At 62.9% G+C, this 20968-nt stretch carries 24 protein-coding genes; 8 read left to right on the forward strand and 16 right to left on the reverse strand.

Features of this window, described 5'->3' with window-relative positions; translation table 11 throughout:
* Positions 1-5: 5 nt before the first annotated feature.
* Both AC244_RS20890 and AC244_RS20895 read right to left on the reverse strand, forming a co-directional pair.
* Positions 6-1046, reverse strand: a complete 1041-nt coding sequence (locus tag AC244_RS20890) for a zinc-dependent alcohol dehydrogenase family protein (RefSeq protein ID WP_053250738.1) — start codon at positions 1044-1046, stop codon at positions 6-8.
* Positions 1043-1582 (reverse strand): GNAT family N-acetyltransferase, encoded by a 540-nt coding sequence (locus AC244_RS20895; RefSeq protein ID WP_053250739.1) that lies wholly within the window; start codon positions 1580-1582, stop codon positions 1043-1045. The genes AC244_RS20890 and AC244_RS20895 overlap by 4 nt, the downstream gene beginning before the upstream one ends.
* A gap of 153 nt (positions 1583-1735) precedes the next feature.
* Here AC244_RS20895 and AC244_RS20900 point away from each other — a divergent pair, with 153 nt between their 5' ends.
* Positions 1736-2617, forward strand: a complete 882-nt coding sequence (locus AC244_RS20900) for a branched-chain amino acid aminotransferase (RefSeq protein ID WP_053250793.1) — start codon at positions 1736-1738, stop codon at positions 2615-2617.
* A gap of 66 nt (positions 2618-2683) precedes the next feature.
* Here the strand turns inward: AC244_RS20900 and AC244_RS20905 are convergent, their stop codons facing one another.
* A complete protein-coding gene (locus AC244_RS20905) occupies positions 2684-3565 on the reverse strand; it encodes a phosphotransferase family protein (RefSeq protein WP_053250740.1) in 882 nt (293 codons plus the stop codon).
* A gap of 178 nt (positions 3566-3743) precedes the next feature.
* The gene (locus AC244_RS20910) at positions 3744-4082 is read right to left on the reverse strand and encodes a hypothetical protein (RefSeq protein WP_053250741.1); all 339 of its coding nucleotides are present in this window, start codon (positions 4080-4082) and stop codon (positions 3744-3746) included.
* Positions 4083-4304: 222 nt separating this feature from the next.
* Here AC244_RS20910 and AC244_RS20915 point away from each other — a divergent pair, with 222 nt between their 5' ends.
* Together AC244_RS20915 and AC244_RS20920 are read left to right on the forward strand one after the other, a co-directional pair.
* Positions 4305-4907: a superoxide dismutase gene (locus tag AC244_RS20915; protein ID WP_053250742.1), complete on the forward strand. Its 603-nt coding sequence runs from the start codon at positions 4305-4307 to the stop codon at positions 4905-4907.
* Positions 4908-5032: 125 nt separating this feature from the next.
* Positions 5033-5917, forward strand: coding sequence for a metallophosphoesterase (locus AC244_RS20920; RefSeq protein WP_053250743.1), 885 nt, complete (start codon positions 5033-5035; stop codon positions 5915-5917).
* On the opposite strand, the gene AC244_RS20925 is transcribed toward AC244_RS20920, so the two are convergent.
* A complete protein-coding gene (locus tag AC244_RS20925) occupies positions 5883-6578 on the reverse strand; it encodes a helix-turn-helix transcriptional regulator (protein ID WP_053250744.1) in 696 nt (231 codons plus the stop codon). The genes AC244_RS20920 and AC244_RS20925 overlap by 35 nt on opposite strands.
* 131 nt (positions 6579-6709) lie before the next feature.
* On the opposite strand from AC244_RS20925, the gene AC244_RS20930 reads away from it, so the two are divergent.
* The 3 genes from AC244_RS20930 (at position 6710) to AC244_RS20940 (ending at position 9083) form a co-directional block, all read left to right on the forward strand.
* Positions 6710-7348 carry a LysE family translocator gene (locus AC244_RS20930; RefSeq protein ID WP_053250745.1) on the forward strand — a complete coding sequence of 213 codons (639 nt, stop codon included), beginning with the start codon at positions 6710-6712 and terminating at the stop codon, positions 7346-7348.
* A 208-nt stretch (positions 7349-7556) separates the two neighbouring features.
* A complete protein-coding gene (locus AC244_RS20935; protein WP_053250746.1) occupies positions 7557-8003 on the forward strand; it encodes a c-type cytochrome in 447 nt (148 codons plus the stop codon).
* A 165-nt stretch (positions 8004-8168) separates the two neighbouring features.
* Entirely contained in the window at positions 8169-9083 is a 915-nt protein-coding gene (locus AC244_RS20940) for a cytochrome c (protein ID WP_053250747.1), read from the forward strand.
* Positions 9084-9101: 18 nt separating this feature from the next.
* Here the strand turns inward: AC244_RS20940 and AC244_RS20945 are convergent, their stop codons facing one another.
* From AC244_RS20945 to AC244_RS20960, 4 genes are all read right to left on the reverse strand, one after another.
* On the reverse strand, positions 9102-9683 hold the full coding sequence (locus tag AC244_RS20945) for a DJ-1/PfpI family protein (RefSeq protein WP_053250748.1): 582 nt from the start codon (positions 9681-9683) through the stop codon (positions 9102-9104).
* A 10-nt stretch (positions 9684-9693) separates the two neighbouring features.
* Positions 9694-10197: a GNAT family N-acetyltransferase gene (locus AC244_RS20950; protein ID WP_053250749.1), complete on the reverse strand. Its 504-nt coding sequence runs from the start codon at positions 10195-10197 to the stop codon at positions 9694-9696.
* Between the two features lie 243 nt (positions 10198-10440).
* Positions 10441-10854 carry a MerR family transcriptional regulator gene (locus tag AC244_RS20955; protein WP_053250750.1) on the reverse strand — a complete coding sequence of 138 codons (414 nt, stop codon included), beginning with the start codon at positions 10852-10854 and terminating at the stop codon, positions 10441-10443.
* A 111-nt stretch (positions 10855-10965) separates the two neighbouring features.
* Entirely contained in the window at positions 10966-11832 is an 867-nt protein-coding gene (locus AC244_RS20960) for an alpha/beta fold hydrolase (protein WP_053250751.1), read from the reverse strand.
* Between the two features lie 394 nt (positions 11833-12226).
* Here AC244_RS20960 and bla point away from each other — a divergent pair, with 394 nt between their 5' ends.
* Positions 12227-13117 carry a class A beta-lactamase gene (gene bla, locus AC244_RS20965; protein ID WP_053250752.1) on the forward strand — a complete coding sequence of 297 codons (891 nt, stop codon included), beginning with the start codon at positions 12227-12229 and terminating at the stop codon, positions 13115-13117.
* A gap of 104 nt (positions 13118-13221) precedes the next feature.
* Here bla and AC244_RS20970 read toward each other — a convergent pair whose 3' ends face one another.
* The 5 genes from AC244_RS20970 to AC244_RS20985 all read right to left on the reverse strand — a co-directional run bounded on the left by AC244_RS20970 (position 13222) and on the right by AC244_RS20985 (position 17499).
* Positions 13222-13686, reverse strand: a complete 465-nt coding sequence (locus tag AC244_RS20970) for a hypothetical protein (protein ID WP_053250753.1) — start codon at positions 13684-13686, stop codon at positions 13222-13224.
* 105 nt (positions 13687-13791) lie between these two features.
* Positions 13792-16125, reverse strand: coding sequence for a glucose/quinate/shikimate family membrane-bound PQQ-dependent dehydrogenase (locus AC244_RS20975; RefSeq protein WP_053250754.1), 2334 nt, complete (start codon positions 16123-16125; stop codon positions 13792-13794).
* Positions 16126-16377: 252 nt separating this feature from the next.
* Positions 16378-16629 carry a hypothetical protein gene (locus AC244_RS37205; RefSeq protein ID WP_161807887.1) on the reverse strand — a complete coding sequence of 84 codons (252 nt, stop codon included), beginning with the start codon at positions 16627-16629 and terminating at the stop codon, positions 16378-16380.
* A 26-nt stretch (positions 16630-16655) separates the two neighbouring features.
* A complete protein-coding gene (locus AC244_RS20980) occupies positions 16656-16955 on the reverse strand; it encodes a DUF6958 family protein (RefSeq protein ID WP_053250755.1) in 300 nt (99 codons plus the stop codon).
* Complete coding sequence (locus tag AC244_RS20985; protein ID WP_082367023.1) at positions 16939-17499, reverse strand: GFA family protein; 561 nt, start codon at positions 17497-17499, stop codon at positions 16939-16941. The genes AC244_RS20980 and AC244_RS20985 overlap by 17 nt, the downstream gene beginning before the upstream one ends.
* Before the next feature lie 142 nt (positions 17500-17641).
* Here AC244_RS20985 and AC244_RS20990 point away from each other — a divergent pair, with 142 nt between their 5' ends.
* The gene (locus AC244_RS20990) at positions 17642-18250 is read left to right on the forward strand and encodes a TetR/AcrR family transcriptional regulator (RefSeq protein WP_234716994.1); all 609 of its coding nucleotides are present in this window, start codon (positions 17642-17644) and stop codon (positions 18248-18250) included.
* Between the two features lie 37 nt (positions 18251-18287).
* On the opposite strand, the gene AC244_RS20995 is transcribed toward AC244_RS20990, so the two are convergent.
* Positions 18288-19793, reverse strand: a complete 1506-nt coding sequence (locus AC244_RS20995) for a protein adenylyltransferase SelO (RefSeq protein ID WP_053250757.1) — start codon at positions 19791-19793, stop codon at positions 18288-18290.
* 158 nt (positions 19794-19951) lie between these two features.
* A complete protein-coding gene (locus tag AC244_RS21000; RefSeq protein ID WP_053250758.1) occupies positions 19952-20908 on the reverse strand; it encodes a homocysteine S-methyltransferase family protein in 957 nt (318 codons plus the stop codon).
* Positions 20909-20968 lie beyond the last annotated feature (60 nt).

Below are 20968 nucleotides of genomic sequence, written 5' to 3' on the forward strand. Positions count from 1 at the left end.
CCGGTTCAGAACCGGGTAATCACGCTGATGCCAAGGTCGGTGGCGCGGTCCATTGAAACGAGGGCAGGGATCGCCTCTTCGAGCGCGATTTCGCGGCCGATCAACTGCTGCGGTTGCAGCTTGCCGCCGGCAATCATCGACAGCATGGCGTCGTATCGCCACGCCTGCATGCCGTGGCTGCCATAGATCTCGAGCTCGTGGCCGATCACCTGTGCCATCGGGATTTCAGGCGTCGCATGGTCGCCGAGCATCAGGCCGACCTGCACGTGGCGGCCGCGCCGGCGCAGGTTCTTGATCGAGTTGAAGCAGGTGACGGGATGCCCGAGCGCATCGATCGAGACATGGGCGCCGCCGCCGGTAATTTCTTTGACTGCGCCGGCGACATCATCCGTGTCGCGGCCGTTGACCGTGGCGACCGCGCCGAGTTTTTTGGCGAATGCGAGCTTGTCTTCGGCAATGTCGATCGCGATCGGGTGCGCACCGAGCGCTGCGGCAATCATGATTGCCGATAGGCCGACACCGCCGCAGCCGTGAACGGCGACCCACTCGCCACCCTTGACCTGCGCCTGGTCGGCGACGGCGCGAAACGATGTCGCGAACCGGCAGCCGAGGCTGGCGGCAGTCTTGAAGTCCATGCTCTCCGGCAGGTGCACCAGGTTCTGGTCGGCGAAGTCGAGCGCGACATATTCGGCAAAGGAGCCCCAATGGGTGAAGCCTGGCTGGAATTGCACCTCGCAGACCTGCTGGTTGCCCGAGCGGCATTCACCGCAGCGACCGCAACCGGAAACGAACGGCACCGTCACCCGGTCGCCGACCTTGTAGCGCATCACACCGCGGCCGGCAGCGATCACGATGCCGGCGAGCTCGTGGCCCGGCACGTGCGGCAGCCGTATGTCGGCATCGTGACCCATCCAGCCATGCCAGTCGGAGCGGCACAGGCCCGTCGCCTCGACCTTGACGACCACGCCGTTTTCGGTCGGCGTCGGATCGGGAAGCGTGCGGATCTCGGGCGTCTTCTCGAAGGCGTCGTAGTACATGGCTTTCATTGGGGCACTCCTTGCGAGGTCTGAGCCGGTGCGGCGGCGCGGCCGTCTATGTGCCGCGCCATCAGAATTTCGTCGATCTCTTCCTCGCCGTCGAGGAGGCCGCCCGGAACGCGCCCGATTTCGCGGAACTCTTCGCGCTCGTAGAAACGGATGGCCGTTTCGTTGTCGGCGCGGGCGACGAGCTCCAACATCCGGATGCCGGCCGAGCGGGCATGGTCGGTCAGATGCGCGAGAAGCGCGCGCGCCACGCCGGAACCGCGCGCCTCGCGGCGCACATAGACCATGATGATGGTGGCACGGTGCGCCATCCGGCTGGAGCGCTGCCGCATCAGCCCCATGATGCCGACAGGCTCATCCCCGTCGAGTGCGACGAAGACGGTGTTTGCGGTGAGCCTTGCCTGCCATTCCGTCGTCGAAAGCCGCGCCCAATCGGCCGCGGTGGAAGCGAAGGCCTGCGGCTCGCGGTGCAGCGCCTCCAGCCGTATGCGGCGGAAGATTTCTACGTCGTCCTGATCAAGATGCCTGATGGTGCGCACGTCTACCCCTTTTCCCTGCGCGAAAGACTACGCGAGAGGCCGTTCCGGTGCCAGAATGGACGCCATGACATTTTTTGATGTACCCATTCACCCCCATGCTGCTTTTTCGAGCTATGGCGGAAGATACGGAAGACAAACGTGAAGGAGACGCCGATGGCCGTCGATACATCCCCCCGCTCAGTGACCTGGACCTATGTCGACGGTGAATGGCTGTCCGGCAATCCGCCGCTGATCGGCCCGACCTCCCATGCCATGTGGCTGGGTTCGACCGTGTTCGACGGCGCCCGCTTTTTCGACGGCGTGGCGCCGGACCTCGACCTGCATTGCCAGCGCGTCAACCGCTCGGCAACGGCGCTCGGGCTGAAGCCGACCATGAAGCCTGAAGAGATCGAGGCCCTGACCTGGGAGGGTGCCAAGAAATTCGACGGCCAAACGGCGCTCTATATCAAGCCGATGTACTGGGCCGAACATGGCGCGGCCGGCGTCGTCGCGATCGATCCGGAATCGACCCGCTTCGCGCTGTGCCTGTTCGAGGCGCCGATGGGCAACGGCCATGGCGGCTCGTCGCTGACGCTGTCGCCGTTCCGCAGGCCGACGCTCGAATCCATGCCGACCGATGCCAAGGCCGGCTGCCTTTATCCCAACAACGCCCGCATCCTGACCGAGGCGCGCTCGCGCGGCTTTGACAATGCGCTGGTGCGCGACATGCTCGGCAACATCGCCGAAACCGGCTCGTCCAACGTGTTCCTGGTCAAGGATGGCGTCGTCTTCACGCCGGCTGCCAACCGCACCTTCCTGGCCGGCATCACCCGCTTCCGCGTCATGACGCTGTTGCGCGAAGCCGGGTTCGAGGTCGTCGAAGCGACATTGTCGATGGCCGATTTCGAGGCCGCCCACGAGATCTTCACCTCGGGCAACTATTCGAAGGTCTTGCCGGTCACCCGCCTTGACGACCGCGACCTGCAGGCCGGGCCGATCGCCACCAAGGCGCGTGATCTCTACATGGACTGGGCGCATTCGAACCAGGACGGCTGAGGATTTCATCAGCGTTTGCGGTGACGGCCGATCTCCGGATGAAAGGCTGTCATCGCTCGGCGCGGGTCAGTTTGCCCGCGCCACGGTCGTGGCCCAGGTCTCGACGCTGCGCAGCATCGTCGGGGCATGCTCGGGATCGTCGGCGAGTTCGGCCAGCTCCGACAGCCGATGCATGCCGGTGAGCACTGCGATGCGCCGGCGGTCGAGTGCCAGACCTGTCAGATCTTCATAGGTTTCGACAATTCGCGCCGTTAGATCCGGAGAAATGAAGCACGAATAGATGAACTCACGGTGAAGCGGGCCGATTCCAGAGTCGGCGAAATCATAGACGCCGTTGAGCCGGCGCTCCGCATGGTCGAAGGCCATGTTCCAGCCATGGCCATCGAAGAAGCCGTAGGTCGAGCCGTAGGGGTCCGGTCCCAGGCGCTCGAAGGCTTCGACAGTCTCCGCCGCCAGCGCGTGAAGGGCTGCCGGGAGAGCCGGGAGGGCCTTGCGCCTGATCGTCTCCACTGTTTGCCATTGCTCGACCGGTCCAGCGCCCGCAGCCGCCATCTGGCCGTCATCGAGCCGGTGAAGCTCGGCGTAAAACTGTCCAAGGTCCCGACCGAGGCCGCGGCGCTCCGTTTCGGAGAGCTTGTCATAGTCGGCTGTTACCAGATGCTCGCCTTTCAATTTGCCATGCACCGAGAAAAGCGGTGGTCCCTCATGGAGTTTGAGATCGGGAACGGCCATCGACACATTGGGGCGGATCGCGGAAAGCAGCGACGCTTCCTTGATCAGCGCCCTCTCGGCGATCTCATGGCGTGGAAACTTGAAGATCAGGCGATCGTCGACATCGACGGCGGTTGAATGCCAGCCCGCGGTCGCCAGGCTGAATGCCGACCCGGCAAGATCAGGGAATCCGGCTAGAATCGTTTTGCGCAGGCTATCGAGTGTCTGATCGTCCATGGTGTCCTTTGGCGCGTTGAAGTTGGTTTTCCGGTTCTTTCGCCAGGAGACGGCGGCAAGGGCAGGCCAACGCAAATCGTACACTTGCTCGGGGCACGACAGGACATGCACTATCGGCATCGCCCGAACCAGTTTGGCAGCCATCGCCGACGATCTGCGATTGTCGAAGGCGGCTGGGCTATTGCTCCGTTGCCGGTGCCACAACCGTGACGGTGTCGGGCGCAAGCTCGCCGCCGATCTCCACTGTCTTCTTCTGCTTGTCGTAGACGCAGATCTGGGTCACGGCATTTTCTGCACCCTTCGGTTTGCCGGAGACCAGCGCCAGCCCGAAGCTCTCGGAGCCGAATGGGTCGACGACGACGACCGGCTTATCGAGCGAAGGGGCGGCCGCGATGCATTTCTCCGAAACGTCGGCCCGGAATTCTTCCCAGGCATCGCCGGAGGATGCATGGGCGCCGGTCGCGACAAATCCGGTTGCAGCGACAAGGGCAAGGGTCAGGATCGGGCGATGCGGCATGGACAGTCCTTATTCTCAAACGGTTGCATTGACCTTCACGCTGCCCGCGAAACGTGGCGCGAATGTGCTCGGGGCGCGCGCGCTTTCAAAATGATGTTGAAAGTATATTCCGTGGGTTGAGGAAAAATTGGCATTGCATCGGTTGCCTCCTGCAGGGCCGGTGCCTATGTTCCCGCTCACAGATTTCCCTGACGAAATCCCATGCCAAGAGGAGATGCCCACATGGCTTTCGAATTGCCGAACCTTCCCTATGACTACGATGCGCTGGCGCCCTACATGTCGCGCGAGACGCTCGAATACCACCACGACAAGCACCACCTCGCTTACGTGACCAACGGCAACAAGCTTGCCGAGGAAGCCGGCCTCTCCGACCTCTCGCTCGAAGAAGTCGTCAAGAAGTCCTACGGTACCAACCAGCCGCTGTTCAACAATGCCGGCCAGCACTACAACCACATCCACTTCTGGAAGTGGATGAAGAAGGGCGGCGGCGGCACCAGCCTGCCGGGCAAGCTCGACGCAGCCATCAAGTCGGACCTCGGCGGCTACGACAAGTTCCGTGCCGATTTCATCGCGGCCGGCACCGGCCAGTTCGGTTCGGGCTGGGCATGGCTTTCGGTCAAGAACGGCAAGCTCGAAATCTCCAAGACCCCGAACGGCGAGAACCCGCTCGTTCACGGTGCTTCGCCGATCCTCGGCGTCGACGTCTGGGAACATTCCTATTACATCGACTATCGCAACGCGCGTCCGAAGTACCTCGAAGCGTTCGTCGACAGCCTGATCAACTGGGATTACGTGCTCGAAATGTATGAAGCGGCTTCCAGCTAAGCCTCCGCAACAATCGACTTCGAGACCCGGCGCTTGCGCCGGGTCTTTTCGTATGTGGTGGGCACGAGAGGTGGGGTGACCCACCGTCACCAAAGTGTCATCGCGCGGCGCTAGGGAGAGGCACCATGCACGCAGACACACAGCCTCTCCTCCGCTTTGGCGTGATCGCCGACCCGCAATACGCCGCCGTGGAACCGAACCTCGTCCTCGGTCGCTACTATGCCAACAGCCTCACGAAGCTCGCCGAAGCGATCGAGACCTTCAATGCAGAAGACCTCGCCTTCGTGGTGACACTCGGCGATATCATCGACCGGGACTGGCAGAGCTTTGACGCGATCCTGCCGCTCTACGACAGGCTCCGGCACCCTCGGCATTTTCTCCTCGGCAATCATGACTTTCGCGTGGAGCCGGAGAGGCTCGCGCAGGTATTCGGCCGGGTCGGTATGACCAGCCCATATCAGACATTTTCGGCAGCCGGCTGGCGTTTCGTGCTGGTCGACGGCAACGAGGTCAGCCTCTTCGCTCCGCCGCCGGGCGATCCGCGGCTTGCCGCGGCCGAGACATGGCTCGCGACGCTGAAGTCCAAGGGAGCGGCCAACGCGCATCCCTGGAATGCCGCGCTCGGCGATCAGCAGTTTGCCTGGTTGGAAGGAGTGTTGGGCAAGGCGGAAGCTGCCGGCGAACAGGTTGTCGTCATGGGCCACTACCCGGTCTATCCGCCTGATGCTCACAATATGTGGGACAGCGAACGCATCGTCGACCTTTTTGGCCGCTTCGAAAATGTCGCCGCCTATTTCTGCGGTCACAATCACGACGGCAACTATGGCCTGCTCGACGGCATGCATTTCGTCAACATCAAGGGCATGGTCGAAACACCGGATACGACAGCCTATGCGATCGTTGAGGTCCATGCGGGCAGAATGGATATCCGCGGCTACGGGCGCGAAACGGATCGAACGCTCCAACTGACTGCGGTCACGCCCCGCCTGGCTGCGTCCGCCATCCGCTGATCCAGAGATCCCTCAGGCCTTCCCCTTCGCCGGGAAAGAAGTCGTCGGTCGCTTCGCAGTGTTCGACCCGATCGGCGCGGAAGTTGCGGATCGCCTGGCGCAGTTCGCACCAGGCGACGATGTTGGCCGTTTCCGAATAATAGATCAGCGCGATCGGCCGGATGGTTCGCTCGGTGGCGCGGCCGAGTTCGTCGCGATAGTCGATGCCGAGCTTGCGTTCGTCCCGGATTGCCCGGCGCACCAGTGCCAGATCGACGCCGGCGGGCGAGGGGGCCACGGTTCCCCAGGCGTGCAGCGCCTGGCTGCGAAAGGCGAGCCGCAGCGGTTCGGGCACGGCGCCGGTGATCTTCTGGTTGACGCGGCCGGCCGCCGCCTTCAGCTCCTCGTCTCCCGTACGTGCAAGCAGCGCCAGCGCCAGCACGATCGCCTCGGTTTCCTCGATCGAGAACATCAGCGGCGGCAGGTCGAAGCCCGGGCGGAGGATGTATCCGATGCCGCGGCCGCCTTCGATCGGCACGCGCATGGCCTGAAGGGCAGCGATATCGCGGTAGATCGAGCGCGGCGTCACCTCCAGCGTTTCGGCCATATCGGCCGCCGTCACCGGTTTCCGGGCGAGCCGGAGGATCTGGATGATCTCGAACAGGCGCGAGGCCTTGCGCATCGAAAAAACTCCGCCGCATCAAACGCTCCTGACAAGACCCTGTCAGTTGCAGGCGCTTATAACATCCAGCAACGGATTGAAAAATAAGCAATCCGCTCAGGCAACGATCGAACGGACCTCGGACAACTGACATGAGCTACTCGGAAAATCTCTGGCTTTTCTTCACCCTTCTCTTCGGCATCATCATCGTGCCGGGCATGGATATGATCTTCGTGCTGGCGAACTCGCTGACCGGAGGTCGCGCCTCCGGCCTGTCGGCGACAGCCGGCATCATGGCCGGCGGCGTGCTGCATACCCTCTATGCCGCGCTCGGGGTCAGCGTCATCCTTCATCTGGTGCCGCAGCTCTTCAACGTCCTGCTCGTCGGCGGTGCCGCCTATATCGCCTGGATTGGCTATTCCCTTATCCGCAGTTCGATCACCATCGGCGGTATCGACGGCACCGGGCGGCTCTCGCGTTGGGCGAGCTTTCGCCAGGGCGCTCTCACCAGCCTGATGAACCCCAAGGCCTATCTCTTCATGCTCGCGGTCTATCCGCAGTTTCTGAAGCCGCAATTCGGGCCGGTATGGTCGCAGGCAGCCGTCATGGCGTTGATGATCGCCACTACCCAGCTCGCCGTCTATGGCGGTTTGGCGCTGGCCGCTGGTCGCGGTCGCGATTTTCTCGTCGGCAGCCCGGGTGCGACCGTTCTGATCGGCCGCATTGCCGGCTTTGTTCTGGTGCTGGTCGCAGCCTTCACCGTCTGGCAGGGGTGGGCTGGCGGACGGTAGAGTCGCCAAGTATAAACATGATTATAGTAGTCATGTTATAGGAGCGATGCGGCCGAGACGATCAGGAATCGCGTGGCCGCGTCAAATTATGCTGTTATGACAAGGACATCAAAAAAATGTTACTTCCGTCGAAAGGCTAAAATGACATCATGCCGGCGCATTCAACACGAAGGCCGCAGATGCGGATTCGAATGACCGGGAGATCACAATGAAGATACGCGCCCTTATGCTTGCTGCCGCCCTTGCGGGCCTCGGCGTTACCGCCGTCACTGCGGCCGATGAGCCGCAAGTAGTCCGCCAGCAATTGATGAAAAAGGTCGGCGCCGCCACGGGTGCGCTCGCGGGAATTGCCAAGGGCGAAAAGCCGTATGATTCTGAGATCGTCAAGGCATCGCTGACGACCATCTCTGAAACGGTCAAGATGTTCCCCGACCATTTCCCCGCCGGCTCCGAAACCGGTTCGGAGACGGAAGCAAGCCCGAAGATCTGGGAAAATATGGATGACTTCAAAGCCAAGGCAACCAAGCTTGGCGTCGATACGGATGCCGTTCTGGCTCAGCTTCCGGCAGATCAGGCGGGTGTGGGCGCCGCCTTGGGCGTGCTTGGCAAGGACTGCGGCAGCTGTCATGAGACCTACCGTTTGAAGAAGAACTGACGATAGGTCTACTTCTTAGAGAATTGCCTCAATGCGCCGGCTTTCGCCGGCGCATTGAGGCTGTTGTTGTGACGGCAGGGACGTCACGCTCGTCGCGGTTTGCCGCGTTACTTTGAGTGTGAGCGAAGCTCTCGGGTTAAGGTTGTGCAGTTGAAAGGCAGCTTGATGGGCCGACGGATTAGAAAGCTGGTCTCGGGTCTCGTGTTTCTGGGTCTCGTCGGCGGCGCGGCGTTCTGGTGGGTGACGAAGCCGGCGCCCTGGGCTGCCGATCATTGGGAGGGTCTCGGCGAACCGGATCTGGCCAATGGCGAGCAGATCTTCTGGGCGGGCGGTTGCGTCAGCTGTCATGCGAAACGGGGCAGCGAAGGCGACGCCCGGCTCGTTCTTGCCGGCGGCCCGCCGCTGAAAAGCCCGTTTGGTACCTTTCACGCACCCAATATCTCGCCTGATGAAACGGCCGGCATCGGCGGCTGGACGCTTGCCGAGTTCGGCAATGCCATGACGCGGGGCGTCGGCCGAAACGGCGAGCATCTCTATCCATCTTTCCCTTACGCCTCCTACGCGCGGATGGCGCCAAAGGATATCAACGACCTCTGGGGCTACATGAGAACGCTGCCGAAAAGCAGCGACGTTGCGCCAGGACACGAATTGCCGTTCCCCTACAATATGCGGCTGGCGCTCGGCGGCTGGAAGCTGCTGTTCCTCACCGACAAACCGCGGGTGGCTGTCGATACCTCCGACCCGAAACTCGGACGTGGACAATACCTTGTCGAGGGGCCGGGGCATTGCGGCGAGTGCCATACGCCGCGAAACGCGCTCGGCGGCTTCGAGCCGGGCCAATGGCTGGCAGGCGCACCAAACCCGGAAGGCAAGGGACGCATCCCCAACATCACGCCAGGCTCGAAAAGCATCGGCGGCTGGAGCGCTTCCGACATTGCCTCCTATCTCGAAACCGGTTTCACACCGGAATTCGATTCCGTCGGTGGCTCCATGGTCGAGGTTCAGAAGAACATGGCGAAGCTGACTGCTGCTGATCGCGAGGCGATTGCCGCCTATCTCAAGGCCATTCCCACGCTCTGACGATGCGCTTTGGTTTGCTCATGCCGCCGTCGTGACGGCCGCATGCTCGCGGCCATAGAGCGCGGCATAGCCGTCGAGTTCGGGCGAGCCGAGGCCGAGGGCGCGAAAGATCTCGACCGCAAAGGTGACCGGTGCGGTGCCGGCGGCCGTGACAATGCGGTCGCGGCTGAGAGCCTGCGGCTGATCGCGATAATAGCCGTGGCCGCGATAGCCGGCGAGCGGCGCAAGGCTGTCCGCACTGTTTCCGGTGTGGTCGATGGCGTCGAGAATTCCGCTCGATGCCAGTGCATCGACGCCGCCGCAGATTGCGGCGACCAGCCGTTTTTGCCGATGAAAGGAACGGATCGTGGCGGAGAGGTTGGGGGCGTCGGCGGTTCCCCAGATCGCGCCGCCACAGATCACCAGGCCGTCGAAGCCCGCAGGGTCAAGCGCGTCGATCGACAGATGCGCGGAGACGTCGAGGCCGCCCATTGACGTCACCGGCGCGCCGTCCAAGGTGGCGACGTCGATATCGACGTCGAGGTGAGTGCGCGCCGCCGCCATCAACAGCGCGCATTCCCAATCCGCAAACCCTTCGTGAAGCACGATTGCAAGTCGCATCGCCTCATCCTCATCCAAGTTTCTGCATATAGCGCATGCCCGTCACGGGGCGAGGCACGAAACGCTCGGATTCGTAGAAGTCGTGCGCCTTGAAATTGCCGGTCGCGGCGCTGACCGAGAGGTAATCGCAACCGGCCATTTTTGCCTGTTCACGGGCCTTGGCGACGAGGTGTCGGCCGATGCCGGTGCCGCGGTTGTCGGGACGCACGAAGAGGTGGTGCAATTCCATGCCGCGCGCGCCTTCCGCTGCCCGGTAGACCGGGAGGAGGATCGCGTAGCCGATCAGCCGGTTGCCGGCCTCGGCGACAAGCGCCGTGATCCAGGGGCTGCGGCCGAAGAGGTCGCGCTCGAGTTGCTCGGGGGTGATCGGCGCCGCATCGCCATGGTGGGCGGCGAGTTCGGCGATCATTTCGCGCAATTCGGGTAGGTCACGCTGCTTGGCGCAGCGGATCGTCACCATCGGCGGGCGCGTCGATGGCAGCGGATGGAGAGAGGGGATGGCGGTCTGTAGCATTGTCGGCTCCTCATGGTTCTTTCGCCATCAGGTGCCGTGAAAAACAAAAGCCGCCTGATGGCGGCCTTGTTGAATATGATCAGCAGGCCGCTCCTATGGGAACAGCCAAAAATACGCGCGGCAGATGGGTGCGTTCTTGATCATGTGCGTAGATTGTCCGTTTCCGCACTTTTGTCAACGGGGATTTTTGCGCACGGTTGAGGAAAGGGGTGGCGACCTCTGTTCGAAGTCGGTCCCAGTCGCTCAATGGTCGCTGCCGCACATCGAATGGTCTGCAAGCGCACGGATGACGTAGCAGTCGCCGATCGTGTGGTCGCCGTTGCAGGCGACGACGCGCTCAAGTTCGCGCTCCAGCTTTTGCAGCTGGGCGATTTTTTCGCGTACGGTGATCAGATGTTCCTTGGCGATGCGGTCCGCTTCGCCGCAGGGGCGCTCCGGATGCTGGCTCAGTGCCAGCAGATCGCGGATCGATTCGATCGACAGTCCCAGATCGCGTGCATGGCGGATGAAGGCGAGACGTTCGAGTTCGGGCTTCTCGTAGCGCCGCTGGTTGCCTTCCGAGCGTTCCGGGGCCGCGATCAGCCCCATCTGCTCGTAATAGCGGATCGTCGGAACTTTTACGCCCGTGCGCCGGGAGAGATCGCCGATGGAATACATGCCCATGCTCCAAACCTATAGCTTCTGGAGCATTAGATAATCGCTTTCCGGAAACCGTCAATGCAGGGTGGGAAGAAAGGCCCGATCGGGCCTTTCCCTTGGCTCCACCGGTTACCTCGCAAAGAAGGAAAGCAGCGTCTCGTCGAAGAGATCGCTTTCCTCCAGTTGCGGCGTGTGGCCGCTTTTCTCGAACATGTGGACGGTCAGATCCGGAAAACCCTTGCGATAGGCGTCCCAGGTCTCTGCCGGTGCAACGAGATAATCGCATTGCCCGAGTGCCAAGAGCACCGGCATGGCGAGCCGGTCGAGCCCGATGCGGATGTCGATGTCGCGAAACACCTCGCCCCAGAGATGGTCGAAGACAAGATTGTTGACGGTGACATCGCGCCACAGCGGTGCCGCGTCGAAACCAGGCAGATGCCAGCTCTTGGCGCGAAGCCGGATGAGCAGCGACTTGAACCGCTCCTCCGGCCGAGCGGCGATATCGGCGGCAAGCTCGGCCATCTCACGTTCGAAGATCGCCTTGCGCTCCGGCGCGACCACCTCCTCCCATCGGCGATCGCCAAGGGCCATGTGCAGAGCGGAATGGCTTGGCCCGGTGCCGACCATGACCACATGGCTGACATGCCGGGGATAGCGTTTGGCGTATTCGAGCGCCATGTAGCCATGGCCGGAGTGCCCGAGGATGGCGAAGTGATCGAGCCCGAGATGCCGGCGCATCCGCTCGATATCGTCGAGCACCGTGTCGAAGCCGACGTCGCCGAGCGTGTAGGCAGCATGTGCCGGTGCAAAGCCCCGATGATCGATGAAATGGAGCTTCATTCGTTGGCGCAGGCGGCCCGAGAAGGTCCGGGGATAGTAGACGGCGCTGCCGACGACGAGCAGTGGTGGGCCGCTTCCCTCGATGCGATAGCCGAGGTCGAACGGACCGGCGCGCAGGCTGCCGGTTTCGGGCAAGGATGGATGGGTCGTTGTCATGGATATGATCCTGCAAACGGCCGGAGAACGATGGTTCAACGGTTGGCGTTCTCATCGGCCTTCAAAAAAATTGCCCACGCCAAAATGTGCCGCAAAGTGGCTTTGGCGTCGGTGGTTCTTTCTTGCCGGTGAGCGTCGCTAACGGATCAGGCGCACGGATCATTATCCCTGTTTTGCTGCGGCTTCATACCATTCCATCCGGTGGAGCCGCAAGCGTCGAGCCGGGGCATTCTGGCCGTCAGTCCTATTCGGAAAAGGGTGGCACAAGGACGCCACAATCAGCGCCTAGCGATCTGCGCAGCAATCGATTCGGCCCATCGTCGATCCGAATGCATGTTTAACAACAGTCAGTTAGAGCGTCGGCATATATGCGCGGCGCTCGACGGAGGAACACGTGTCGCTGCTCATCAATCGCCGCCAATTGCTCGTCGGCTCCGCGCTGATCTATCCGGCAATCGCCTTCGGGCCGGCCGCAAAGGCCGCCCCCGCCGCCGGGGATAGTGTCGATGCACGCCTGGCCGAACTCGAGAAGCGCACGGGTGGCCGGCTTGGTGTTTCCGTTCTCGACATGGAAACGAACATATCCTTCGGCTGCCGCGAGGATGAGCGTTTCGCCATGTGCTCGAGCTTCAAGACGCTGGCCGCCGGCTTCATTCTTGCCCGTGCGGATCAGGGCGCCGAAAAACTCGATCGCCGCATCGTCGTGGCGCAGAAGGATATCATCGCCCATTCGCCGGTAACGGAGAAGCATATCGGCGGCAAGGGCATGACGATTGCCGAACTCTGTGCCGCGACGATGACGACAAGCGACAATGCGGCGGCGAACCTGTTGCTGGAACGCTTTGGCGGTCCGCCGGCGCTGACCGCCTGGTTGCGCACGATCGGCGACGAGACCACGCGTCTCGACCGGAACGAGCCGGGGCTGAACGAGGCCCAGAAAGGCGATCCGCGCGACACGACGACGCCAGCCGCGATGCTGGAAACGCTCGGCAAACTTGCCTTCGGGCCGGCGCTGACCGAAACGTCGCGCAAGCTTCTGGTCGAGTGGATGGTTGCCAACACCACCGGCGACCTGCGCATCCGGGCCGGCCTGCCGAAGGGCTGGAGGGTCGGCGACAAGACGGGAACGAACGGCAACGGCGCGGCGTCCGACATCGCGATCGTGTGGCCGGAAGGCAGGGGGCCGCTGCTGCTCGCGGTCTACATTGCCGAGGCGACGGCGCCGCTCGCCGAGTTGAACGCTGTCTTTGCCGACGTCGGCCGGATGGCGGCGGAGATGGTCTAGCCGCCGGTCGCCAGCGCACACTCTTGCGGTGGGTGGTCGCGATCACCTTCGCGTGCCGGGCGTGCCGATTCAGGGGAAAATCGAGGATTGTAGGCGCGTTTATTTTAGGCTGCGGCGCTTCCGTCGGCGATATCGGATGCGGTATCATTGCGCTGCTGGTCGATGCCCATCGCGCGCTCGACCGCCTTGCGGATTTCTTCCTCGATCGCTTCGCGCTGCTTCGGATCCATCGCCTTGAGATCGTCTTCGGTGATGCCGTGCGCTTCCAGGATCTGTGCACGGATCTGTTCCGCGAAGGTCATCTTGGCGCGTTTCAGGAACTCGTCGCTGACCGAGTCTCCGGAGCCAGTCTCCTCCCCGGTTCCGATCGTAGGCTTGGCTTCCTCTTCTCTGGTCGCACTGATCCAGAAGGCGTTCGACAGCGAGGCCGACGTGGATGCCGGCGCGATGGTCGGTGAAAGCCGAGGACGCGCGTCAGCGCTGCCATTCTCTTCGAGCGGGGCGACGGTTCCTGACTGGGCGCGGCGCTGCGAGAAGTAGTAGTTCGATATGCTGTTGTCGATTTTCATGGGAATCCCCCGGAATCTTCTGTCCGGGGGAGGCTGCTTCTGGTGGCTTGCGTGGGGCTTGCCGATGCAACCCAGTAGCGAGAATTAGGGATGCCTTCTCGCGTATTAGGGCAGGGTATAGGCGATGACGTAGTCTCCGGGCTTGGTGCCGACCGAGCCATGGCCGCCCGCGACGATCAGCACATATTGCTTCTCGCCCACCGTGTAGCTCATCGGTGTCGATTGGCCGCCGGCCGGAAGGCGTGCTTCCCAGAGCTGTTCGCCCGTCGTCACGTCATAGGCGCGCAGATAATTGTCGACCGCCGCGCCGAGGAAAGCGACGCCGCCCTTGGTGATCATCGGTCCGCCGATGCCGGGAACGCCGACCTTGAAGGGCAGCGGCAAAGGCGTCATGTCCTCGACGGTACCGTTTTTGTGCTTGTAGGCGATCTTGCCGGTTCTGAGATCGGCCGCGGCGACATAACCCCATGGTGGCGCCTGGCAGGGGACCTTCAGCGGGCCGAGGAACGGGCCCATGAAGACGCCGTAGGGCGCGCCGTCGTTGCGGTTGAGGCCCTGCTCGGATCCCTTTTCGTCCTGGCCCTTCGGCGGGATCTGGTCGCGTGGAACGAGGCGCGAGGTGAAGGCAAGGTAGGTCGGCATGCCGAACATCACCTGCCGTTCCGGGTCGACCGCGACCGAGCCCCAGTTGAATGTGCCGAAATTGCCGGGGTAGACGAGCGTTCCCTCAAGCGACGGCGGCGTATAGCGACCTTCGTATTTCAGCGAACGAAACGAGATGCGGCAGGCGAGCTGGTCGAACATGGTCACGCCCCACATGTTCCGCTCCTGAAGGGGCGCAGGCATGAAGGTCAGGCCGGAGACAGGCTGGGTCGGCGCGGTAAAGTCCTCCGGGATCGCACCCTTGGGGGCAGCGACTTCCTCGATCGGGATAATCGGCTCGCCGCTCCTTCGATCGAGCACGTAGATGTCGCCCTGCTTCGTCGGACCGACGAGTGCCGGTACGACCGTGCCATCCTCCTTGGTAATGCCGAGCAGCGCCGGTTGTGCGGGCACGTCCATGTCCCAGAGGTCGTGGTGCACGGTCTGGCGCACCCAGCGCACGGCGCCGGAATTGATGTCGAGCGCGACGATGGAGGAGGAGTACTTCTCAACGTGTTCGCTGCGCCCCATGCCAAGCTGATCCGGCACCTGGTTGCCCATCGGGATATAGACGAGGCCCAGGCCCTCGTCGTAGCTGAACACCGACCAGCTGTTCGGCGAATTGGTCACATAGGTTTGGCCCTCGGCAAGCGGCGTCGTCACGTCAGGGTTGCCGCTGTCCCAGTTCCAAAGCAGGGCACCGGTGTTGATGTCGAAGGCGCGGATGACGCCGGATTGTTCCTGGGTGGAATAGTTGTCGTTGACGGCACCGCCGATGATCAGCTTTCCGGCAACGGCAACCGGCGGCGAGGTCGAATAGTAGTAGCCGGCCGGATTGTACTTCATGCCTCTTTCGAGCTGCAGCACGCCGTTGTCGGCAAAGCTGGTGCAGACCGCACCTGTTGCCGCATCGAGCGCGATCAGCCGCGCGTCCGATGTCGGCAGGTAGACCCGTTCGGCGCAGACGCTGCCGGCGGTCGCCGCCGGATCGGCCCAATAGGTGACGCCGCGGCAGGTCTGGTGCTGCCGGTCCGGATTCATGCCGGAGTTGCTGTCATATTTCCATTTCTCCTCGCCGGTCGCAGCGTCGAGCGCGATCGCCCAGTTGTGCGGCGTGCAGGCGAAGAGCGTGTCCTTCACCTTGATCGGCGTCACCTGATAAGTGGTCTCGCCCACGTCGTCGGGCCGTTTGATGTCGCCTGTCTGATATTGCCAGGCGACCTTGAGGCTGGCGACATTCTCCGGGGTGATCTGATCGAGCGGCGCATAGCGCTGGCCGAAGGGGGTGCGCCCGTATTGATTCCATTCGCCGGGAGGCACGTTGCCGCCGAGCGGCGGATTGGCGGCGACCACGTCGCTCGGCAGGTCACCGCGGATGTCGTGCGGGTCCTGGGTCATCGCATAGCCGGCAATGCCGATCGAACCGAGCACGGCCAGCGCCAGCGGCCAGGCGCTGGCGGCATAACGTTCGCCCGTCGGGCTCTCAAACCCGAGCGGGCGCCGGACCGCCGGCAACATCAGCCACAGGCCGAGCAACACGATGACGCCGCCACGGGGTCCGAGTTGCCACCAGTCGAAGCCGACCTCCCAGACTGCCCAGGCGAGCGAGCCGAGGATCACGAGGGCGTAGAGCCAGAGGGCGGCGGCCCTGCGCATGAAGAGAAGGATGGCCGTCAGCAGGAAGCCGATACCGGCGATGAGATAATAGGGACTGCCGCCAAGCACCAGTAGCTCGGCTCCGCCGCCGCCGAGCACAAGACCGATGAGCGCGAAGACGATGGCCGTCAGAATGAGCATGGTGGGAACTCCCGAATTGATGAACGGCGCCGCGGCACGGCTTTTTCATTGAGGCGGCCTGGATGAAAGGTCGCGCGGGAAAAAATCGGTTTCGGGGTCGGCGGTCGCGAGGCAGGCCGCGGCCGTCAGATCGGACTTGGGCAAGTCGTGCGACCGCCTGCCACCTAGCACCTAACGCGCCGGTTCTGCCTTTCAATAGCCATAATTCCGCAGCGCAAAATTATGCAGCAAGTTTCAAGCGTTACAGCGACCTTAGCGCGTCATATCTGACGCGCAGCGCTGTAAGGTGGCCGCAATGAAGTTGCGCGCCGAAGGATCGAGCGACGCTTTGCTGTTCTTGCGCATGAGGGAAAGCGATAGCCGTGCAGCGGGCAATCGCTGTCGCGGGCTCACCACGTGGTCGCGAAAGAACTGGTGCGCGGCTGACGAAAGGATGTCGCGCAAAAGTGTGCTGCGGTTTTGGGATAACGACATGCGTAAAAACAAGAGCTTAAAGCGCAGCAAGCGAATCCTAGAGATCGCGCCGCGCTTTAAGCAAGCCGAAGGCGCAGGGGTTTGGTGTTTTCCCGGCGCAGCACGCCCTTGGCCTCGAGATCGAGCTGGACTGCCTTCAGCCACCACCCGGCCTTCGCGCCGCCTGGAAAGAGATCATCCGGCAGCAATGGCAGCAGCTTCTGTTTTGCTTCGGCGACCGTGAGGGCGGTCTGCTCACGGGATAGGGCGGTGAGCAGGGCTTCCTTCATTGCATCATACTTGATCTTGTCGACACGCGTGACGTGCCCGGGAGAAACGATGTTTTCGATCTCGATCTTTTCACGTTCCGTGGCCATCAAGCTCACCTTTCACATAGTCGATTTTCGGGGTCCGGAAAGCCATTGCCGCCCAGGCGCCGATGAGCTTCAGCATGAACTTTCCGGAATGGCCGGCATAGTTCGGCAGGTCATTCGTGATGGTGACATCCGCCCGGCGGTCCCGAGTCATCACCCGCATCTCCAGAGGTGGCCGTGCTTCCTGGTCGAGACGCTGCCGGTAGAGCGTCAGCCAATGGCCACTGCTAAACTCGAGAAACATCGGCGCATTGCAGCAGATCGCGACAACGCGGCGGGTTTTCGACGTGGGCGTCAGCCGATGTTCGCGAAGCTGATCGGCGCCGCGCACACAGTCTATCCGATCCTTGCGGAAGAGAACGAAATCCGTGGACCCGTCGCTGTTGAGCACCGACGCAGCGCCGGGCAACGCCTCGAACAGTCCGCCTGCTTTCCGGCAACTCGCGCAATAGCAGGCGGCCGCCACGATCGGCCTGCCGGTGGCACGCAGCTGCACCTGCCCGCAGGTGCATCGCGCGTTCAACGTCCTGCTTTCGCTCCCGGTCACCGCCATCTCCGCCATTCACACCAAATCAAACTGTACCGTCCAGTTTGATTTGTCAATGCAATCGTGCTAGTCCGGAACTTGTGCTATCGCGTGCTCATGTGAGAGGTCGTTGCCGAGAATGACGAACCCCGTCGAGACGCGAATGACGAGAAAGCGCCAGTCCATCCTGGCTGCCGCCACCGAGCTGTTCCTCCAGCGCGGTTTCCTCGCGACGAACATGGACGAAGTGGCGGCGATGGCCGGTGTGTCGAAGCAGACCGTCTATGCCCATTTCGGAACCAAGGAAGCGCTGTTCCTCGATATCGTCACTGGCATGACAGGCGTGGCCGGCGACGAACTGGAGGAGCAGGTCGCCGATCCCGTCGATGGACGCCCGATCGAGGATTTTCTAAAGGATTTCGCCGAGCAGCAACTGGCGATCGTCATGACGCCGCGGCTGATGCAGCTACGGCGCCTGGTGATCGGCGAGGCTGAACGTTTTCCGGAACTGGGCAAAAGACTGCATGCGAAGGGGCCGCGTCGCTCGATCGACAGGCTCAGGAAAGCCCTTGCCCACTACCGCGAGCGCGGCGATGTCGAGGCGCGGGACCTGCGCGGCGCTGCGTCTTTCTTCAACTGGTTGGTGATGGGCGAGCCCGTCAACGACGCCATGCTGCTCGGGGACCAGGCGATACCCGGCCCTGACGCTCTTCGCGCGCACGCAAGGGAAAGCGTGCGGATATTCCTTTCCGCCTATGGCCGAAAGCAATAGGCAACGACACTGGCCGCAAGCGCCTGTCGATTTGCGCTCACGTGCCGCAAAAGGTTTGCCGCACTTCCTCCTCCGGCTTCGGCGGATCGGCATAGGCCGCAAAACGCGGCTGGTCCTCGTATGGCTTTGACGTCACGTCGACGAGCGCTTCGAACAGCGAGAAATCGGCATCCTCTGTCGCCGCTACAATCGCCTGTTCGATCCGGTGGTTGCGCGGGATATAGGCCGGGTTGACCGCCCTCATCGCCAAGGCGCGCTCGCCTGCTGTGCCCGGCTCCCGCTCAAGGCGCTTTCGCCAATCGGCGAGCCATGACGTCACACCGGCAGGTTCGGCAAATAGGGAAATCAGGGCCGCGTCCGCCGTCGGATCGGCAGCACTGTCGCAAAGCCTGCGGAAAGTGAGGGTGAAGTCGGCTTCACCCTGATGCATTGCCGTCAGTAGCGCCTGGACGCGGTCAAGGTCGCCTTCCTCCTCGCCGACAAGCCCGATCTTGCGGCGCATGCCGTCAAGCCAATGCCGTTGGAAGATCGCGCCATATTCGCCGAGCGCATCGTTGGCGAGATCGACTGCGGTCGCTGCCAGCGGGTCGAAGAGCGGCACCAGCGTCTCGGCAAGCCGGGTGAGATTCCATTGGCCGATTGCCGGCTGGCTGGCATAGGCGTAGCGCCCGAACTGATCGATCGAGGAAAACACCTTTCTCGGATCATAGGCGTCCATGAAGGCGCAAGGGCCGAAGTCGATCGTCTCGCCGGAGATGGCCATGTTGTCGGTGTTCATGACGCCGTGGATGAAACCGACATGCAGCCAACGGGCGATCAATGCCGCCTGTCGCGCAACCACCGCCTTGAAGAAGGCGAGATAGGGGCGCTCGTCATTCCTTACCTCCGGATAATGACGGTCGATCGCATAGTCGGCCAAGACTTGGACTGAAGCCATATCGCCGCGCGCCGCGAAGAACTGGAAGGTGCCGACACGGATGTGGCTTGCCGCCACACGGGTAAAGATGGCGCCGGGCAGGATCTGCTCGCGATAGACCGGCTGGCCGGTCACGACAGCCGCAAGCGCCCGCGTTGCCGGGATGCCGAGCGCGAACATGGCTTCGCTGACGATGTATTCACGCAGCACTGGGCCGAGGGCCGCCCGTCCGTCGCCGCGGCGCGAGAAGGGGGTCTGTCCCGATCCCTTCAGTTGGATGTCGCGCCGCTGCCCGTCCCGGTCGATGACTTCGCCCAGAAGGATCGCGCGGCCGTCGCCGAGCTGCGGCACGAAGGTACCGAACTGGTGGCCGGCATAGGCCATGGCGAGCGGTGCGGCCCCGGCAGGCACGCTATTGCCGGAAAAGATCTGGGCACCGTCGCGCTCGACACTGTCGAGGTCGAGGCCGAGTTCTTCGGCAAGCGGCCGGTTGAGCTTGATCAGCCAGGGCTCGGCCACCGGTGTCGGGTCGACACGGACAAAGAACTGCTGCGGCAACCGCGCAAAACTGTTGTCGAAGCGAATGGCGTCGGTTTCGGCGGTCGGCGAAGGAGGCACGTAGTTCATGGTTCTGTGATCAGCGGCTCCCGCCGGGACATTCCGGCCACCGCCCTTTCGAGCCAAGTCTACATGAGCTGTGCTCGTTTCGCGAGGGTTGGCCGGCGAGGCGGCGCCCTCCCGCGAAGGTTTCGCGAGAGGGCCGGGAGGGCGAGTCCGTCGTCGTCTCAGGCGCTGAGCGCCGTCGGCGACAGGCAGGCCTCGCAAATTGCCGCGATATGGCGATGGTCGGTGCCGCAGCAGCCACCGAGGACGCGCAGTCGCGGCAAACGATGCGTCAGCATCCGATACCGCTGCCCGAGGTCCGCCGGATCGCCGGCATCTAGCGTCTCGCTGTCGTCGAGTTCGCTGTGGCTTTTCGTCGAGGCATTGGCGCGGATGCCGCCGATCCTGTGGACCCAGGCGCTGCCGGTATCGAGGCTGGCCTCGAAATGGTCCGGATGGGCGCAGTTGATCATGTAGTATTGCGGAAACCGGCCGGTTGCCGCATCGACGATCTCGATCGCTTCCTTGAGCGTGCGGCCGTTCGGCAGCCGTCCATCGGTCTCCACCGTAAACGAGATGGCGCAGGGCAAGCCGTGGCTTTGCGCCGAGCGGGCGATGCCGATCGCTTCGTCTATATTGGTGATCGTATAGGCGCAGATCATATCGGCGTCGCTGACGGCAAAGGCAGCGACCTGCGCGGCATGATAGTCCTCGGCTTCATCAGGGCTCATGCGGCTCGCCCTGTAGCCGTCGCCACGCGGCCCGATCGCGCCGCTGAGCACGATCGGTGCCTGCGGCCGCTCGTACTCGGCGCGCAGTTCCGTCAGCAGATAGACGGCGTCCTGGTTCAGTTCGGCCAGGGCCTTGGCATCATAGCCAAGCTTGGTGCCCCAGTCGGCGCTTGCACGCCACGTTGCCGTGTCGAGAACGAAACCGGTGCCGTGGTGCTGCGCGATATCGAGGTAGCGCGTGTAGTAGTTCAGCAGCCGCCGCCGCCCGTCGGACGTCGACAGCAGGACGAAGGAGGCAAAGTGCGGAAGCTCGACGCCTTCGTGAAAGATGAGCGTCGTTTCCATGCCGCCGTCGCTGAGAAAGGTTCCACCCTTCATGAGCGGCAGGCTGCGTCGGTATTTGGCCATGTCGGTCTCCACCCGTTTTGGTCTCGTTGGATCCCGGCGGAGCGCTCCCATTCCCGCAAG

Origin of the sequence: Ensifer adhaerens (assembly GCF_001270265.1) — a bacterium.
GTDB classification, from domain to species: Bacteria; Pseudomonadota; Alphaproteobacteria; order Rhizobiales; family Rhizobiaceae; genus Ensifer; species Ensifer adhaerens_B.

What these genes read in the sequence shown, in the direction of transcription:
- AC244_RS21000 (WP_053250758.1), bottom strand. Translation starts at nt 20,908, where the DNA reads ATGGCCAAATACCGACGCAGCCTGCCGCTCATGAAGGGTGGAACCTTT.
- AC244_RS20890 (WP_053250738.1), bottom strand. Translation starts at nt 1,046, where the DNA reads ATGAAAGCCATGTACTACGACGCCTTCGAGAAGACGCCCGAGATCCGC.
- AC244_RS20925 (WP_053250744.1), bottom strand. Translation starts at nt 6,578, where the DNA reads ATGCGCAAGGCCTCGCGCCTGTTCGAGATCATCCAGATCCTCCGGCTC.
- AC244_RS20920 (WP_053250743.1), top strand. Translation starts at nt 5,033, where the DNA reads ATGCACGCAGACACACAGCCTCTCCTCCGCTTTGGCGTGATCGCCGAC.
- AC244_RS20910 (WP_053250741.1), bottom strand. Translation starts at nt 4,082, where the DNA reads ATGCCGCATCGCCCGATCCTGACCCTTGCCCTTGTCGCTGCAACCGGA.
- AC244_RS20940 (WP_053250747.1), top strand. Translation starts at nt 8,169, where the DNA reads ATGGGCCGACGGATTAGAAAGCTGGTCTCGGGTCTCGTGTTTCTGGGT.
- AC244_RS20970 (WP_053250753.1), bottom strand. Translation starts at nt 13,686, where the DNA reads ATGAAAATCGACAACAGCATATCGAACTACTACTTCTCGCAGCGCCGC.
- AC244_RS20915 (WP_053250742.1), top strand. Translation starts at nt 4,305, where the DNA reads ATGGCTTTCGAATTGCCGAACCTTCCCTATGACTACGATGCGCTGGCG.
- AC244_RS20995 (WP_053250757.1), bottom strand. Translation starts at nt 19,793, where the DNA reads ATGAACTACGTGCCTCCTTCGCCGACCGCCGAAACCGACGCCATTCGC.
- AC244_RS20935 (WP_053250746.1), top strand. Translation starts at nt 7,557, where the DNA reads ATGAAGATACGCGCCCTTATGCTTGCTGCCGCCCTTGCGGGCCTCGGC.
- AC244_RS20900 (WP_053250793.1), top strand. Translation starts at nt 1,736, where the DNA reads ATGGCCGTCGATACATCCCCCCGCTCAGTGACCTGGACCTATGTCGAC.
- AC244_RS20950 (WP_053250749.1), bottom strand. Translation starts at nt 10,197, where the DNA reads ATGCTACAGACCGCCATCCCCTCTCTCCATCCGCTGCCATCGACGCGC.
- AC244_RS20960 (WP_053250751.1), bottom strand. Translation starts at nt 11,832, where the DNA reads ATGACAACGACCCATCCATCCTTGCCCGAAACCGGCAGCCTGCGCGCC.
- AC244_RS20980 (WP_053250755.1), bottom strand. Translation starts at nt 16,955, where the DNA reads ATGGCCACGGAACGTGAAAAGATCGAGATCGAAAACATCGTTTCTCCC.
- AC244_RS20945 (WP_053250748.1), bottom strand. Translation starts at nt 9,683, where the DNA reads ATGCGACTTGCAATCGTGCTTCACGAAGGGTTTGCGGATTGGGAATGC.
- AC244_RS20955 (WP_053250750.1), bottom strand. Translation starts at nt 10,854, where the DNA reads ATGTATTCCATCGGCGATCTCTCCCGGCGCACGGGCGTAAAAGTTCCG.
- AC244_RS20990 (WP_234716994.1), top strand. Translation starts at nt 17,642, where the DNA reads ATGACGAGAAAGCGCCAGTCCATCCTGGCTGCCGCCACCGAGCTGTTC.
- AC244_RS20975 (WP_053250754.1), bottom strand. Translation starts at nt 16,125, where the DNA reads ATGCTCATTCTGACGGCCATCGTCTTCGCGCTCATCGGTCTTGTGCTC.
- AC244_RS20930 (WP_053250745.1), top strand. Translation starts at nt 6,710, where the DNA reads ATGAGCTACTCGGAAAATCTCTGGCTTTTCTTCACCCTTCTCTTCGGC.
- AC244_RS20905 (WP_053250740.1), bottom strand. Translation starts at nt 3,565, where the DNA reads ATGGACGATCAGACACTCGATAGCCTGCGCAAAACGATTCTAGCCGGA.